This window comes from Actinosynnema sp. ALI-1.44, assembly GCF_001984155.1.
Lineage (GTDB): Bacteria > Actinomycetota > Actinomycetes > Mycobacteriales > Pseudonocardiaceae > Kibdelosporangium.
This window is the reverse complement of sequence record NZ_MTQO01000039.1, coordinates 211,130-225,291: the sequence shown is the minus strand read 5'-3', so window position 1 is coordinate 225,291 and position 14,162 is coordinate 211,130. Positions and strand designations below refer to the sequence as shown.

General features: G+C 66.3%; 12 protein-coding genes. 10 read left to right on the top strand and 2 right to left on the bottom strand.

Annotation, left to right across the window (positions count from 1 at the left end):
* Positions 1 to 166 precede the first annotated feature (166 nt).
* The 8 genes from ALI144C_RS55415 to ALI144C_RS13930 all read left to right on the top strand — a co-directional run bounded on the left by ALI144C_RS55415 (position 167) and on the right by ALI144C_RS13930 (position 10,880).
* On the top strand, positions 167 to 595 hold the full coding sequence (locus ALI144C_RS55415) for a hypothetical protein (RefSeq protein ID WP_168211246.1): 429 nt from the start codon (positions 167 to 169) through the stop codon (positions 593 to 595).
* A 1,176-nt stretch (positions 596 to 1,771) separates the two neighbouring features.
* Complete coding sequence (locus ALI144C_RS13960; RefSeq protein ID WP_076987501.1) at positions 1,772 to 2,482, top strand: DUF5969 family protein; 711 nt, start codon at positions 1,772 to 1,774, stop codon at positions 2,480 to 2,482.
* Positions 2,482 to 4,377, top strand: a complete 1,896-nt coding sequence (locus ALI144C_RS13955) for a RiPP maturation radical SAM C-methyltransferase (RefSeq protein ID WP_076987500.1) — start codon at positions 2,482 to 2,484, stop codon at positions 4,375 to 4,377. The genes ALI144C_RS13960 and ALI144C_RS13955 overlap by 1 nt, the downstream gene beginning before the upstream one ends.
* Positions 4,378 to 4,380: 3 nt before the next feature.
* Positions 4,381 to 5,520: a radical SAM protein gene (locus ALI144C_RS13950; protein ID WP_076987499.1), complete on the top strand. Its 1,140-nt coding sequence runs from the start codon at positions 4,381 to 4,383 to the stop codon at positions 5,518 to 5,520.
* Positions 5,517 to 6,632, top strand: coding sequence for a methyltransferase (locus tag ALI144C_RS13945; RefSeq protein WP_076987498.1), 1,116 nt, complete (start codon positions 5,517 to 5,519; stop codon positions 6,630 to 6,632). Before ALI144C_RS13950 ends, ALI144C_RS13945 begins: the two co-directional genes overlap by 4 nt.
* Before the next feature lie 137 nt (positions 6,633 to 6,769).
* Positions 6,770 to 8,506, top strand: a complete 1,737-nt coding sequence (locus ALI144C_RS13940; protein ID WP_168211244.1) for an ABC transporter ATP-binding protein — start codon at positions 6,770 to 6,772, stop codon at positions 8,504 to 8,506.
* Positions 8,485 to 10,020, top strand: a complete 1,536-nt coding sequence (locus ALI144C_RS13935; RefSeq protein ID WP_330359586.1) for an alpha/beta hydrolase — start codon at positions 8,485 to 8,487, stop codon at positions 10,018 to 10,020. Before ALI144C_RS13940 ends, ALI144C_RS13935 begins: the two co-directional genes overlap by 22 nt.
* A gap of 71 nt (positions 10,021 to 10,091) precedes the next feature.
* On the top strand, positions 10,092 to 10,880 hold the full coding sequence (locus ALI144C_RS13930) for a hypothetical protein (protein ID WP_143230632.1): 789 nt from the start codon (positions 10,092 to 10,094) through the stop codon (positions 10,878 to 10,880).
* 2 nt (positions 10,881 to 10,882) lie between these two features.
* On the opposite strand, the gene ALI144C_RS13925 is transcribed toward ALI144C_RS13930, so the two are convergent.
* A complete protein-coding gene (locus ALI144C_RS13925) occupies positions 10,883 to 11,224 on the bottom strand; it encodes a hypothetical protein (protein ID WP_076987495.1) in 342 nt (113 codons plus the stop codon).
* A 780-nt stretch (positions 11,225 to 12,004) separates the two neighbouring features.
* Positions 12,005 to 12,274: a hypothetical protein gene (locus ALI144C_RS13920; protein ID WP_076987494.1), complete on the bottom strand. Its 270-nt coding sequence runs from the start codon at positions 12,272 to 12,274 to the stop codon at positions 12,005 to 12,007.
* A 520-nt stretch (positions 12,275 to 12,794) separates the two neighbouring features.
* Here ALI144C_RS13920 and ALI144C_RS13910 point away from each other — a divergent pair.
* Together ALI144C_RS13910 and ALI144C_RS13905 are read left to right on the top strand one after the other, a co-directional pair.
* Positions 12,795 to 13,166, top strand: a complete 372-nt coding sequence (locus tag ALI144C_RS13910) for a recombinase family protein (RefSeq protein ID WP_076987492.1) — start codon at positions 12,795 to 12,797, stop codon at positions 13,164 to 13,166.
* Positions 13,167 to 13,448: 282 nt separating this feature from the next.
* Positions 13,449 to 14,090 carry a carbonic anhydrase gene (locus ALI144C_RS13905; protein WP_076987491.1) on the top strand — a complete coding sequence of 214 codons (642 nt, stop codon included), beginning with the start codon at positions 13,449 to 13,451 and terminating at the stop codon, positions 14,088 to 14,090.
* Positions 14,091 to 14,162 lie beyond the last annotated feature (72 nt).

The following is a 14,162-nucleotide window of genomic DNA, read 5'->3' as shown; positions in this document are numbered from 1 at the left end:
CACGACTCCGACGACGAGTGCCACCAGCCGCGCGGGAGTGCGCGTGGGGTGCTGTACTTCCGCATTGCCCTCACTACCCGACGTATGGAGGGGCAAACATCTTCGACTGGCCGTCTATCACCCGTCGCATGCGGGTAGTCCAGTGCTGAGTGAAGAGGTGAGCGCGATGGCGTATTCCGGGGCGTTGCTGTACGACGGCGAGCGGTGGACGCAATGGCGAACAGGTCAGGAGCCGGAGGTCGCCGAGCCATGGCTACTGCTCGCCGTGCACGGCAGTGACCACGTCGAAGTCCGTTACCGTCCACATAGGTCTGCTTCTGGTGTTGTCCATCTTGGTCGGAAGCCGGTTGGAGCTATCGAGACGGACGTGGCCGGTGAGGCCGCGGCGTTGGCGGACTGGTGGGTGGCTGTCCACGGCGACGCCCGGCGGCGACGCGAGATCGAGGACGTGATGACCGGTTACCTGACCAACCGTCCGGCGCGGGCCGGTCACGACGGCGACCAAGTCGATGAAGGCGACGAATTCGCCGACGTCAAAGCCAGCCGCCTGCTCGTGGCACTCGGCCTTCCCGTGCCTGACCGGCTGGTCCAGTGACCGTCTGTCGTACACGTGAAATGATGCCAGCACGACCACGGACGCAGTCGGTTGACCAACGCGGTGCGCTGGACCACCAGATCGTGTCGATAGTCGACCAGCAGCTTCACGTCGCGGGTGGGCCCGTCCAAGCGGGCCATGGCCAGATTCGGTTAGCGCAGAGCCGCCTGCGCGGCCGCCAAAGCGTTAATCTGAGCGGATTGCCGGCTCGCGTCCGTCCGCCTCGGCGACAGGCCGCCATCAGCTGCGTGGACACGCGCACCACCGCGCCCGTCGCCGTGAGTGGTCACGTTCCAGGCGACGTGACATACCGGCAGTCCTCCACCGCGAACCGCACGTTCAGCGACCACGCGGCCCATTCCACGATCTTCAGATGGTCGTCGCTGGTGGTGCCGAGCGTTCGCTCGGCCGCACGAGTGTGTCATGGCATCACACGGTGGAGCCGATGATCCTGCGGTAGAGCGGCCGCGAGAGCTGGGCGTGGCGTGGTGATGACTTCCACCAGGTACGGACCCCAGGATCTGTCGTCCCTGGCGTTGACGAAGGCATGAGCGGGGTCACAGGTGGTTCTCAAGTCGAAGGCGAGGTGCCCCCAGAGTCGATAAAGGCGGGCGGGAGGGGCAGCCCGGCTCGCGTTGTTCTTTCGCCGGTGTCGCCTCGGGCAACCACACCTGCACACCATGTGGTTGACGTGTAACGATGACGTTTGATCGGCGCAGGTTGCGGCAATCCACGTCGTTCGGCCTTATGGGAGTAGGGTGGCCCGACGTTCTCCTGGACCGGTCGCTCGAAGCGCCGGCATTCCGCCAGGTGCCGCTCAATGAACTCGCCGCACCCGCGTTCCACCTGCCAGGCGCGGCCGGTCAGCTCAGCGGGCGATAAGGTGGGATGCAGCTCCGGCCAATCCAATTGGCACGTGCGTCGTAATCATCGACGACGAGTTCAATGGTTCATCGAGGCAAGTCGGACCAATTGGATATCACTGGTTCCGCCGATCAGTTCATCCATTCGAGGGTCCCACCGTCAGTGTGATTGGCGTTGATCAACCGATTCGCGTGGTCGCCGGTTGCAATTGAGTTGACCTTCTCCCGCGTGGTACGTTGCGGCTGACCCAGGAGAATGCTAGTCGGCGCAGCTGGCCGGTATTGTTCTGTACGGACATCTGGGGAGGGAATTGTGAACGCCGAATCAACTGTTGCCGCGCTGGCCGCGATCCGCGATTTCGCCGCGTCGCTCGACGAGAACGAGGATCTGGCCCGTCAATTCGTGCGGGATCCGCTCGCCACTCTCGACCACCACCGGCTCGACATCGCTTTCTCCGACCGGAGTGGCTACCGTTCGATGGGCGAGATGCTGGCCGGTATCGACGAACAGGCCCGACTGGCGACGCTGCGTTCGATCGCGGCGTTCACCACGAAGATGACGCCGAGGCAGGCGGCCGAATCGCCGGATGTTCTCGTTTTCGTCTTCGCCGTGGCAAACGCGAACGCAGGCGCGAACGCCAACGCTGGTGCCAACGCGAACGCGGGTGCCAACGCGAACACGGGTGCCAACGCCAACGCGACGGTGAACACCAACACGAACACCAGCGGTATGACACATCTGGTCAACGCGGTGTCGCCGACACACCGGGTCTCTCTTTTCGACGGCTACGACGATTCACCGGTCGCCAGAACGCTCGACGAACTGCGACTCACCCGGCATCGGCAGGTCGCGTTGCTCAAGCGTGCCGCGCTCGATGGAGATGTCCGGATCGATGAGTCGGCCCCAGCGACGGAAGGGGTCGAACAGCGCACGAGCGTTTACCGTTTCCAGGGTCGCGAACTTCGGGTCCAAGCGGAGATAGGCCCTGACGAAGTGCGGATCATCGACGCCTCGCTCGCGTGATGGGCGATTTATCCATTTGCTTGGTGTCGCCGCCCCTGTGCGAGCCGGGTGTGCCGAATCTGGCGATCGAGGAATTGGCCGACCGCGCACGACGCATGGGTCACCGGGCCGACACCGTGCACGCAGCATTGCTGCAGCCCACAGTCTTCCGCGACGATCTGATCCACGGAATCGGCGCGCAGGCGTGCTTCACGCCGCACTATTTCGACGTTGACGTGAACAGCTTCGTGGAACGCCTGGTCGATGCCGTCTATGCCGACTTCTCGCGGCGTGACCGAGTACGCGCGGATGCCAGGCAGGACATCGTCGACAAGTTCTTCTTCGGTGTGATCGAGGCGGAACGGTGCCTCGAGCGGATGCTGGCGGCTGTGCCGGCCGGGCAGTTCGACGTCATCGGCCTCTCAGTGGGCTTCGACTCGCAGAAGGTGCCCGCCGCGGCCTTCGCTCGCGCGCTGCGCCGGCGTGGGGACTCCGCGACGATCGTCGTCGGAGGGACCGGCACCGACGACGCCATGGGCCCGGCTCTGCTCGAGCGGTTTCCCGAGTTCGATCTGGTGCTCCAGGGCGAAGTCGACGACTCATGGCCATTGCTGCTCTCCCGGTTGTCGGCTGGAGCAGGCACGGCCGACGTTCCCGGCCTGGTCCACCGCGCGGGAGACGCCGTGGTGACGGTGCCCGAGGCACCGGTGTCCCGGTCGTTCACCGACGTCCGCGTGCCTGACTACAGCTCGTTCCTGGCACAACGGGCGGCCTCCGAATACACCACAGGCAACATGTGCCTGCTGGTCGAGACCTCGCGTGGCTGCTGGTGGGGCCGCAAGCACCACTGCACGTTCTGCGGGATCCGATCGGTGGACGACGAGTACCGGGCCAGGGAACCCGAGGACGCGGCCGCCATCTTCAGCGAACTGTACGACCGGTACCAGCCGGACCTGCTGTACTGCACCGACGCCATCGTCGCAGCCACCTACCAGGAAACGGTGTGGCCGGCCTTGCGCGACGCCAGGGCGGCTGGCCGGGATTGGCGGATCTTCTACGAGACGAAGTCCAACATGCGGCGCCGGGAGATCGCCCGGATGGCCTCCGCCGGCATCCTGCGGGTGCAGCCGGGAATCGAGTCCTTCTCGACGGAGTGCCTGGCGCTGATGGACAAGGGAACCACCGCGCTGCAGCAGATCGCGTACCTGAAGTGGGCACACGCCTACGGGGTCACCGTGAACTACGGGATCATCAGTGGGATGCCAGGGGAAACGCCGGACGCACTGAGGGAGATGACGCGGCTCGCCGCGCGGCTGCACCACCTGCCGCCACCCGCGGACGTCAACCGGCTCGCGTTGCACCGGTTCAGCCCGCACTTCAGGTCCCCGGAGAAGTTCGGTATCACCGGGGTGCGGCCGTTCCACACCCAGCGCATGATCTACCAGTGCTCGTCGCCGCTGCTCGACCGGTTGTGCTACCAGCTCGACTTCACGGTGCCAGACCAGCAGACCGACGAGTATGAACAAGCCAGGGACGAATTGGTCGAGGCGCTACAGGTGTGGCGTGAGGCGTTCCTCGCCGGTGCCGGTCTCTGGATGCGGGCCGAAGGCGGGTTGCGCATCGTGGGGCGTACCACTTCCGCTACGGACCTGGGAGTCGAGGTGATCGACGATCCGCTCGAGGTCCTTGTCCTGGACGGTTGTGCCGAGCGCCGCTCGCTGAGCAGGCTCGGTGAACGCGTGGATGCCGACGAGCAGCGCGTGGTGCGTGCGGCGGCTCGCCTGGAGGAACGCGGACTTCTTGTCCGGGAAGGAATGCAGGCGCTGAGCCTGCCGATCATCCCTGATCTCGACGCGGAGCGGGACGCCCAGTGGCACGCACCGCGGCTCGGGACCCTTGAGCCGATGAGGAGGTGAGCCGTGAACACCACCTGGCTGGGTTACCCTTCCTCGGCAGCGGTTGTGCCGGACCAGATGACGGTGTTGACCACGAGCTCCTGCACAGCTCGATGCGCGCATTGCCTGGTGCGGTCGGGCCCGGAACGCGACGACACCTTGCAGTACCGGCAGATCGTGCAAGCCGTGGAGGCCGCCCACACCGCCGGCCGGCTGTCCGTCGTGGTGTTCGCGGGCGGCGAGCCGACGACACTCGGCGAACAACTGCTGGACGCGATCGCCCACGTCAACAGCCTCGGTATCGGCACCCGGCTGGTCACCAACGCCAGCTGGGCGACCAACGAGCACAGCGCCGCCACAATGGTCACGCAGTTGCGCGAGGCCGGTCTCGACGAGATCAACTTCAGCGCTGACGACTTCCACCTGCCCTTCATCCCACTGGAGTGTGTGGTCAACGCGTGGCGGGCGTGCAAGGGGGTCGGGTTCCGGTCGGTCGTCATCGCACTGTCGTCCGGTCCTGGCAGCAAGGTCACTCCGGAGAGCGTGCAGGAGGAACTCGGCGAGCGTGTCCCACTGACGTATGACGACAGCGGTGACCTGCGTAGCATGCCACCGGCCTCAGGCGACGGCACGACTTATCTGATCGCCAACAACAACGTGTACCGCATCGGCCGGGGTCGTCGTCTGCGGGAGCGGTATGTCAGCTATCCGGCGACGCAGGAACACCTCGAGCGTCCGTGTCCGTGGGCGGTTCGAAGCGCCGCACTGTCGCCGAAGAACCACCTCGTCGCCTGCTGCGGCATCGAGGCCGAGCACAACGAGGTCCTCGACTTCGGCGCGGTCGGTGACTCCTCGGTGACCGAGCTCGTCGGGCGCGCCAACGCTGACCCCCTCGTCGCGGCGATCGCCGAACTCGGCCCGCGGTACCTGATGCGCCGGGCGCTGGAATTGGACCCTTCGCTGCGTTTTCGTTCCCGGTATTCCGCGATCTGCGAGATCTGCGAGGACGTCACCACCAACCCCCGGGCGGTCAGCACTCTGCGGCAGGCGAGCGCGGCCATCGAGGCCGATGTCCTCGCGGCTCGGATCCTGCACGACATCGGATTCGTCGCACCGGTCGAGGCGGGTCTGGCCGGCGCCGACCACGGAGGTGGACCCTCATGACGGTTCCCGCCGTCCCGGAGGCGGTCCCGGCTGCCGATGCCGGGCTCGCACGCCTGCCCGAGGCGCTAGGACGCTGCGGATACTCGGAGGTCGCGGCGTCCTTCCACCCGTCGACGGTCTCACCCACAGCGTGGTACGACACCGCGCTGGCGTTCGACGACCCGCTGCGCGCGGCACTCGAACTGCTGCTGCTCGGCGGATCGGTTGACCCCGGCCGGCTGCCCGCCGCGCTCGTGGAGCTGGTGCCCGACCTGCTCGGCGCGGGCGTCGCCGCGGCGCATCAGGGGAAGGTCTCGCTTCAAGGACTCGGCCTGTTCCGCCTCAACGGCATCTGGCTGTTGGCCCAGTTGCCGCAGATGTCGCCGACGCTCTACTTCGGCGACGACTCCATTGCACTCGCCGCACGTCTGGAGATCAGGCGCGGCAAGGCGCTCGACCTGTGTGCCGGTCCAGGGCTGCAGAGTCTCGTTTCCGCGTCTCGCGGCATGGAGGTCGTGGCGGTCGAGGTCAACCCGGTGGCCGCCGCGTTGTGCGCCGTGAATACCCAGGTGAACGGCCTCGCCGGACGCATCACCGTGAACTGTGCGGACCTGTACGCCGGAGCGGACGGCCGCTACGACCTCGTCACCGCGAACCCGCCACTGCTGCCGATCCCCGCAGGGATGCCTTATCCCTTCGTCGGCGATGGCGGGGCAGACGGCTTCGACGTGACCTGGCGAATTCTGCGTGGGCTGCCGCGGCATCTCGCCGATCGCGGCGTGGCCCAGATCATCGGTATGACGTTGAGCGACGGATTCGTACCGGCACCGCTGGACAGCGTCGCCGCATGGGCCGCTGCCGAGAGCCTGGATGTGTGCTGGACGACTGTCAACCACCTGTCCACCGCAGCGGACTCATGGTGGACTCGCGGCGTCGCCGCGACGTCCACCGCTCAGATCGACCCGGCCTCCAGCCTGGCAGCCGAGGCGATGAGCGCCGAGTTGGCCGCCGCGTACGCCGAGTTGGACGCGCCTTTCGTCTGCACCTGCTTCCTGCGGATCTCACGAGGCGATGGGAATCTGCGGTACGTGGATGTGTCGTCGCCGGAGTCCTCTGGCCTGTGGTACCGGTGACGAAAGGAAGTGACTCTGTCAATCGGTTGCGCCGGGTCGGGTGGGAATCTTTTGAAGGCCGGCGGACACTGCGCGGCTTCGGTTCGCTGTTGGGCGCCTGCGTTCGTCTGTTGTGGACGGCATCACGCGGCGGATGCGTGGCTGTCGTGTCATTGTTCGTGGTCGCTGCGGCCGCACAGGCAGGCATGCTGCTCGCGCTGAAGGTCGTGCTGGAAGCTGCCGCGGGGCAGCCGGGTTCAGCCCAGGCGGGTTCGGTTGGGCAGGCGCTGGACCAGCTACTACCGGGGCTGGCGCTCCTCGGAGCCGCGCTCGCTGTGCTCGCGACCACGCAGTTGTGCGTCGCAGCGGGCAGACCCTTGCTGATCGAGCGAACGACCTGGTTCGTCTTCGAACGTGTCCTCGACGTCGCACGCGACGCCGACCTGCGGTCCTTCGACGACCCGGAGTTCCATGACAGGCTCAACCGCGCGCAGAACGCGGGCGGCCGGCCCTTGGTCATCGTGCAGGGCCTGCTGGGAATCCTCGGCGCTGTCACGGCGTTGGCGGGCCTGGTCGCAGTCGTGATGGCGTTGCAGCCGCTGCTGATCGTCTCGGTGATCCTGTTGCTGGTTCCGCTGCTCGCCGTGCAGCGGGCCACAAGCCGGTCCTACCACCGGTTCGCCACCGGGTTCAACCAGGCCGAACGGTTCCGGTACTACCTGCGATCACTGTTGATCAACCGGTCGGCGCTGGCCGAGGTGCGGGCCTACGATCTGGAGCCACACCTGCGGGAGCGCGGCAACGCCGTGTTCGACCGGCGGGTGACCGCACTGCGGCGTCTCACCAGAACCGCTGTGGCCCGGTCGGCCCTCGGTGGCGTGTTGCTGGCGATCTGCGTGGTCGCCAGCCTGGCTGTGCTGTTCGGCCTGGTCGCCGCCGGACAGCTCAGCTATGCCGGTACGGCCGTCGGGGCGGTCGCTGTCGTGCAGATCGCGGGTGTGCTGAACACACTGGCGCTGGGTTTCGGCCAGTTGCACGAGAGCTCCCTCTTCGTCGAGGACTACCGGACGTTCGTGCGTGCTGCCCGGCAGACACAGCCCCCCGCCGGACAGCCGGTGCACCGTGTCGGCAGGATCGAGCTCAAGTCGGTCCGCTTCAGCTACCCGCGCACGACCAGGCCGGCACTCGACGGCGTGGACCTGATCATCGAACCGGGGCAGGTCGTGGCGCTCGTCGGTGCCAACGGATCAGGAAAGACCACGCTCGCGAAAATCCTCTGTGGACTGTACCGGCCGGACTCCGGAGAGGTGACCTGGGACGGCGCCGACCTCACCGGTCTCGACGAGACCCGGACCCGGCGGATGATCAGCGTGATGTTCCAGGACTACGGCCGCTACCTGTTCACGGTGGCCGAGAACATCTCGATCGGCGACACCAGCCGCACACCCGACGACGATTCCGTGCGGTCCGCCGCTCGAAGGGCGGGCGCGCACGAGTTCGTCCTCGCGTTGCCCGACAAGTACGACACCCAGCTCGGCACGGTCTTCGACGGGGGCGTGGAGCTGTCGGTGGGGCAGTGGCAAAGGCTCGCGCTCGCCCGGGTGTTGTTCCGTGACGCCCCGCTTGTGGTGCTCGACGAGCCCACTGCCGCTCTGGACCCACAGGCCGAGCGCCGGTTCTTCGACGACATCGTCAGATCGACGCAGGACAAGACGACGCTGCTGATCTCGCACCGGTTCTCGACTGTCCGCGCCGCCGACGTGATCTACGTGCTCGACGGCGGGCAGGTCGTCGAGGTGGGCAGTCATGACCAGCTCATGCGAGAACAAGGGCTGTACTGCCGGATGTACACCGACCAGGCCCAGGCCTACCAGTGGGCGGAGAACTCAGGGTGAGGCGGGCGAGCGCTGTGCTGACCAGCGTCCTCGTTCTCGGTACCACTGGTCTCAGACCTGTCTCAGCAACGACATCTCTTGCCTGGCAACGGTGTGCTCACGCCCCGGCGCCCTATGAGTGTGCCCGGATCCCCGTCCCCAACGATTACCGGCGCCCGTCATCCGGACAGCGCACGCTCTCAGTGATCCGGTTGCCCGCCCGCGACCCGGCCAGCAGAGTGGGAACCCTGGTGGTCAATCCAGGCGGCCCAGGCAATTCCGGCGTGCGATATCTCCCGATCGCCGCCGGTGGCCAGCTGTCCACAGTGGCGGAGAGGTTCGACCTGGTCAGCTTCGATCCGCGCGGAGTCGGCGAGAGCGGACCGGTGCGGTGCATCGACGATGGGTCCCGCGACGCGGCGGCAGTCCGGACGAATCCGTTCCCCACCCTTCGGGACCTGCCCGGCCTCGTCCAGCACGCCGTCCGCACGGCAGCCGGTTGTGCCTACGAGTCCGGCGGAGACCTGCCTCTGCTGACAACCGCATACGCCGCCAGAGATCTCGATACCATCCGCTCGGCGCTCGGCGCCGAACAGATCAGTTACCTGGGCTTCTCCTACGGCACTTATCTCGGCGCCACCTACAGCAGCCTGTTCCCCCACCGGTTGCGCGCGATGGCTCTCGACGGCGCGGTCGACCCGGTGCAGACCGCGAGGGACCCGTTGGGCAAGGACATCGAGCAGGCGCGTGGCTTCGAGAACGGCCTGCGCCGGTTCTTTCACCACTGCGACGAGACCCCTGCGGAGTGTTCGCTGACCGGTGACGCAGAGCGGCGGTTCCACGGCTTGCTCGCGACGGTCCGCCGGAAGCCATTGGCCGCGCCCAGCGGCGATCCTGCACGGCCTGTCAACGCCTACGTGCTCGTCACCGGAGTTCAAGCGGCCTTGTACGCGCGGCAGAGCTGGCCGTTCCTCGGACTCGCTCTGGCCCAGGCGGAGGCGGGCGACGGTAGCCTGCTCCAACTCGCCTCGGACGTCTTCCGCGGGCGTTCGGCCGACGGTTCCTACGAGCAATGGCCCGACGCCTTCCTCGCGATCACCGCCGCCGATCGCGACTATCCGTCCTCTGTCGCTGCCTTCGTTCTTGCGGCACAGCGAGCGGCGGCAACCGCTCCCACCTTCGGACCACTCAACGTCTACTCGAGCCTGCCCGCCGGTCTGCTCCGGGTCAACCCGGCCGAGGATTTCGAAGGACCGTTCACCTGGCAGTCCTCCGGCCCACCTGCCCTCGTGATCGGGACGCTGCACGACACCGCGACGCCGTACCGCGGCGCCAAGGCCATGACAGTCCAACTCGGACAGGCCGTCCTGCTGAGCTTCGATGGCGACGGGCACACAGCCTACGGCCGCGGCAGCGCGTGCGTTGACCGGGCGGTGACGGCGTATTTGATCGATCTCGCCATACCCGCGCCGAACACGATGTGCGGGTACGATTCCCCTGTCGTGGCGTCCTTTTCTTCGTTCGCCGGACGATGAGTCGTCCACCGGCGCGCCTGACCGTCACCTCCGGTGCCTGTCTGCTGGTAGCGGCGGCCACGGTACCGTTCATGATCAACGAAGGATCTTTGGTCGTGCACTGGAACTCGGCCGGTTACCCCGATGGCACGCTGCCGGGTGTGGCTGCTTGGGCGGTCACCGGCGGCATCGCCGCCGCAGGAGCGGCGCTGGCTTTGGTCGCCGATCGCCTCGCCTGGCACGCTTGGTGGCGTGCCACCGCCGTGTTCGTCGGCGTTCTGTTCGGTGGACTCGGCGTGCTCGTCGCTGTCGCCAACGCCCCCTCCGGGCAGCCGCGGCTCCCGGTGGCGCTGCTCGTCGCCGTGGTCGTGCTGGCGCTCCTCAGCCCGCTGGCCGCATTGAGCCGGCCTTCCCCCGTGCCGCCGGGCTCCGCGATCGTTCGTTGGGAGGGAGGTTGCCGGTCACGGTTCGCCATTCCGGCAGGCGCGGCTTTTCTCCTCGCCGCTGTCGCGCTCGGCGCCATCGTTCACCCGGCTGCCGGTGTGGTCCTGGCGGCAGGCGGCGTCAGCATCCTGGCGCTGGCCGAGATCCGGGTGCAAGTGACCGCATCGCATCTACGGATCGCCTACGGCGGTCCGTTACGGTGGCCACGGACGACCATCCGACTGAACGATGTCCGAGCCGTCGCGGTCGTCAACGTCGACCCACGTCACCATGGCGGCTGGGGATACCGCGGCAGTCTCCGCCTACTGGGTCATGCGGCACTCAATCTCCGCCGTGGTCCGGGACTGCGGCTCACCCTGGGCGACGGCGTGCGGTTCGTGCTCACCGTGGAGGACGCCGACGGCGCCGCGGAAGCCATCCGATCCGCTTGCCGGTGAAGCTACGAACCCGAAGCCGTCCTCGTGCGGTCGCGCAGCAGCTCGATCACACGGTCGGGGTCGTCCGGCGAGAACGCGGGCCGCACGTAGTGGCCGGTGTCCAGCACCACCAGCGTGTCCTTCTTCGGCCGGCTGGTGTCCAGTGGAAGCCAGTAACGCGGATGTGCCGAACCCCAGCCGCGTCCCTTGCCGGTCAGCCATCCCATCGGCCGGGCTTCGAATCCGCGGATCTTGTCATACGGAATCCGCTTGCTCGTGGCGACCGGGAAATAGTAGCGCCGCAGCGTCACCCCCTCCGCGTCCAGAACCACACGGCCATCGTCATAGAGTGCAGTGTCGGCCATATATTCAGCAAAACACCGCACGGCACACCTGTCAACTCGACGAAATGCGCGCGTCGGCAGATCCTGCGGAAACGATTGTCCCCGCTGATCAGGTGATGCCACCAATTACGTATCCCCAGGTCGGCGCCCAATCCAATTGGCCTTTGCGGGGGCGCGCGGCCGCAGGCCAACGATAAGATCATCTAACGTCCTGTCGATGTGACGGCGGGCGATCAGCTCTGGCGGAGGTGCGCGGGCGGACCTGCTGCGTGGGGATGAGCTGTGTGGGGCTGGCCTGTAAGGGAACTTAGGTTGTTTCGTCGTGACGGATGTCAACGGGATAGGCGTTGAGGCGTACGCCTACCTGAATCAAGTGAGATGCCTATCTACCGCGTTTTGCGGATCTGTCGAAGTATGCGGCGAGTGTGACTCCCGCGAATATGATGATGAGTGTCAAAATGATCGCGACCACCTTACTGAACAGTCCTTGTAGCCCAAATAGAACCGCGAGCATGGTTAGGACCGCAGTAACAAGCAATGTGACTCTACTGCTCATCGCCTTGTTCACTGCTCGAAGACCCTTTCGTCGAGAGTCAACATCGTTGAACATCAGCAAGTCCTCAAGGCTGCCACACTTTGACGATCGTGATGTTGCCGTTGCCGTCCTTCGCCGTCGCCAGTGTGCCGTTCGGGCAGTTGTAGGTGCGGACGTAGATCGGCGTTCTGTCCGGTCGAGCGGACTTCTCAGATTGCCTGGCCCGTCATTTTCGCGCACGACTACTTCCCGTCCGGCGGGGTCTGTCAAGGACGTCGGCGAGTGCGGGGGTGTGTCGCCGCGGTGTAGCCGATAGTGTTCTTCGCGCCGGTCGGCAGTTCGGTGTCGATCAGGTTGTTGAGCGGGTCGTAGGTGTTCTTGCTGGTGCTGTTTAACCCGTCGGTGGTGGCTTTGAATGTCGCGTTGGCGTTCCGCTCCCGCGACTGCTCATGCCGTAGCACGTCCGCCGCCTTGCTTTGACGAGCTTCGCCGTCGAAGTGATAGGCGGGGGCGTTGCCCTTCGGATCCCGCGCCACCGTCCGGCCAGCCTAACGACCTCGTGTGTGGTTGGTGATCTTGAAACTGGGATGATCTTGGTATGAGTCGTGCTGGGCTGTTGTCGAGTCGTCGGGTGACGGGGTTGTTGGCTCGGGTGATCGCGAGGTTGGTGGCCGAGGTCAGGCCGGTGTGGCAGGCGCGGCAAGACGCTCGCCGGGAGCACCGTCCGCGGCAGCGGGCGGTCGGTGCGGGTAGCGAGGTACAAGCTGGTGTTGGTCGACCGGTGCTGGCCACGCTAGAGCATCTGCGGCACGCGACCACGGAGTAAGAGCTACAAGAGATTCCGTCCGCGTCACCACTCTCACCACCGCCGTCCCACAGGACTTTCTCGGCATCGCCCACCTCTGCGCCGCAGGCATGCAGCCACCGTACGGCCTCGGTTGCTGCGCTTCGCTTAGGCGGGGCGCAATTTGATCTACGCCCAGCAGGACCCGACCCTGTCATTGCCCCGGCAGCTCCGAGCCTCGCAGCTCGTGCTGCCCTAGGTGCGCGCTAATCGTGGCGCACTTCTACGACATCGAGTCCGGTCGCAAAGAACTTGACGCCCGCGGCAAGAGCGCCGCGCATGAGCAGTTCGACATCCCGATCCCGCGTGACGGTGGAATCCAGGGCCTGCTCGCCGAAGCCGAACGCGCCGACCGGCGCTTCGACTTCGTCATCTGCGAATCCATCGACCGCATCGCCCGCCGCACCTACATCGCCACCGACATTGAGGGCCGCCTCGAACGCGCCGGGGTTCGACTGCTCGCCGCCGACGAGCCGTTCACCCTCGCCCACGACGGCACCGGCCGCAAAGCCAAGTCGCCACCTGCTGCTCTCCGAGTCGACGGTAAACCGGCGATCAGGCAACGCCTCCGCACTGGCTGGTAGACACTGCTCGATGTGGGTGCTGGCGGGATCACGCTGATCCGCAAGGCGCCACAGTCCATGCCGACCGGACGTACCGAACAGTGTGCCCACACGGGCGGCGTTGGTTGGCCGCCTCGCCAGCATGAACCAACCCGCCCGCCTTACATCCGTCGCCGAATCGGCGGTTCGCGTCAGTGACGTTGCGGTTCCGATGCGCGGCTCGAGTCAGCCGTGAGCCGGTGTCGGTTGGGATGATCTCTACGTGTGTCCGTTTTGCCGGTTCGTGGACGGTAGTCTGCGTTCATGACGCATGCGCCGCAGGTGACCCCGTCCGAGGCCTTTGACCTGCTGTTGACCGGTAATGGGCGCTTTGTCGCCGGTGCGCCGGAGCATCCTAACCAGGACGCCATTCGACGTGCCGAGACCGCACCCGGGCAGCGGCCGTTTGCTGTGTTGTTTGGCTGTTCGGATTCGCGGTTAGCTGCCGAGATCATTTTCGACCGCGGGCTCGGTGACTTGTTCGTCGTGCGGACTGCGGGGCACGTGGTGGGAGCAGAGGTTTTGGGCAGTATCGAGTACGCGGTCAGTGTGTTGGACTGCTCGCTGGTGGTGGTGCTGGGGCACGATTCGTGCGGCGCGGTCGCGGCCACTCGCGCTGCCCTGACCGATGGCGTGAGCTCAACGGGGTATGTGCGTGATGTCATCGAACGTGTCACGCCGAGCGTGCTGGCTGCTCGGGCCGCTGGCTTTGTCGAGGACGACGACATCATCGCCGAGCACATTCGTCACACTGTCGACCTGCTTGTGGACCGGTCCAGGGTCCTCGCTGACCAGGTCACGGCGGGTAGGGCGGCCGTGGTCGGCTTGTCGTACCGCTTGGCCGACGGGAGCGCCCGCGTGGTCACCAGCCGCGGTCTGCGTACGCAAGAAGCCAGCAGCATCTGACACGCCAGGCACACCTCGGTGTCCCATCAGATCGCGTCTGTGCGGCCGAGCTTCAACCTCACCGGTCAGGTC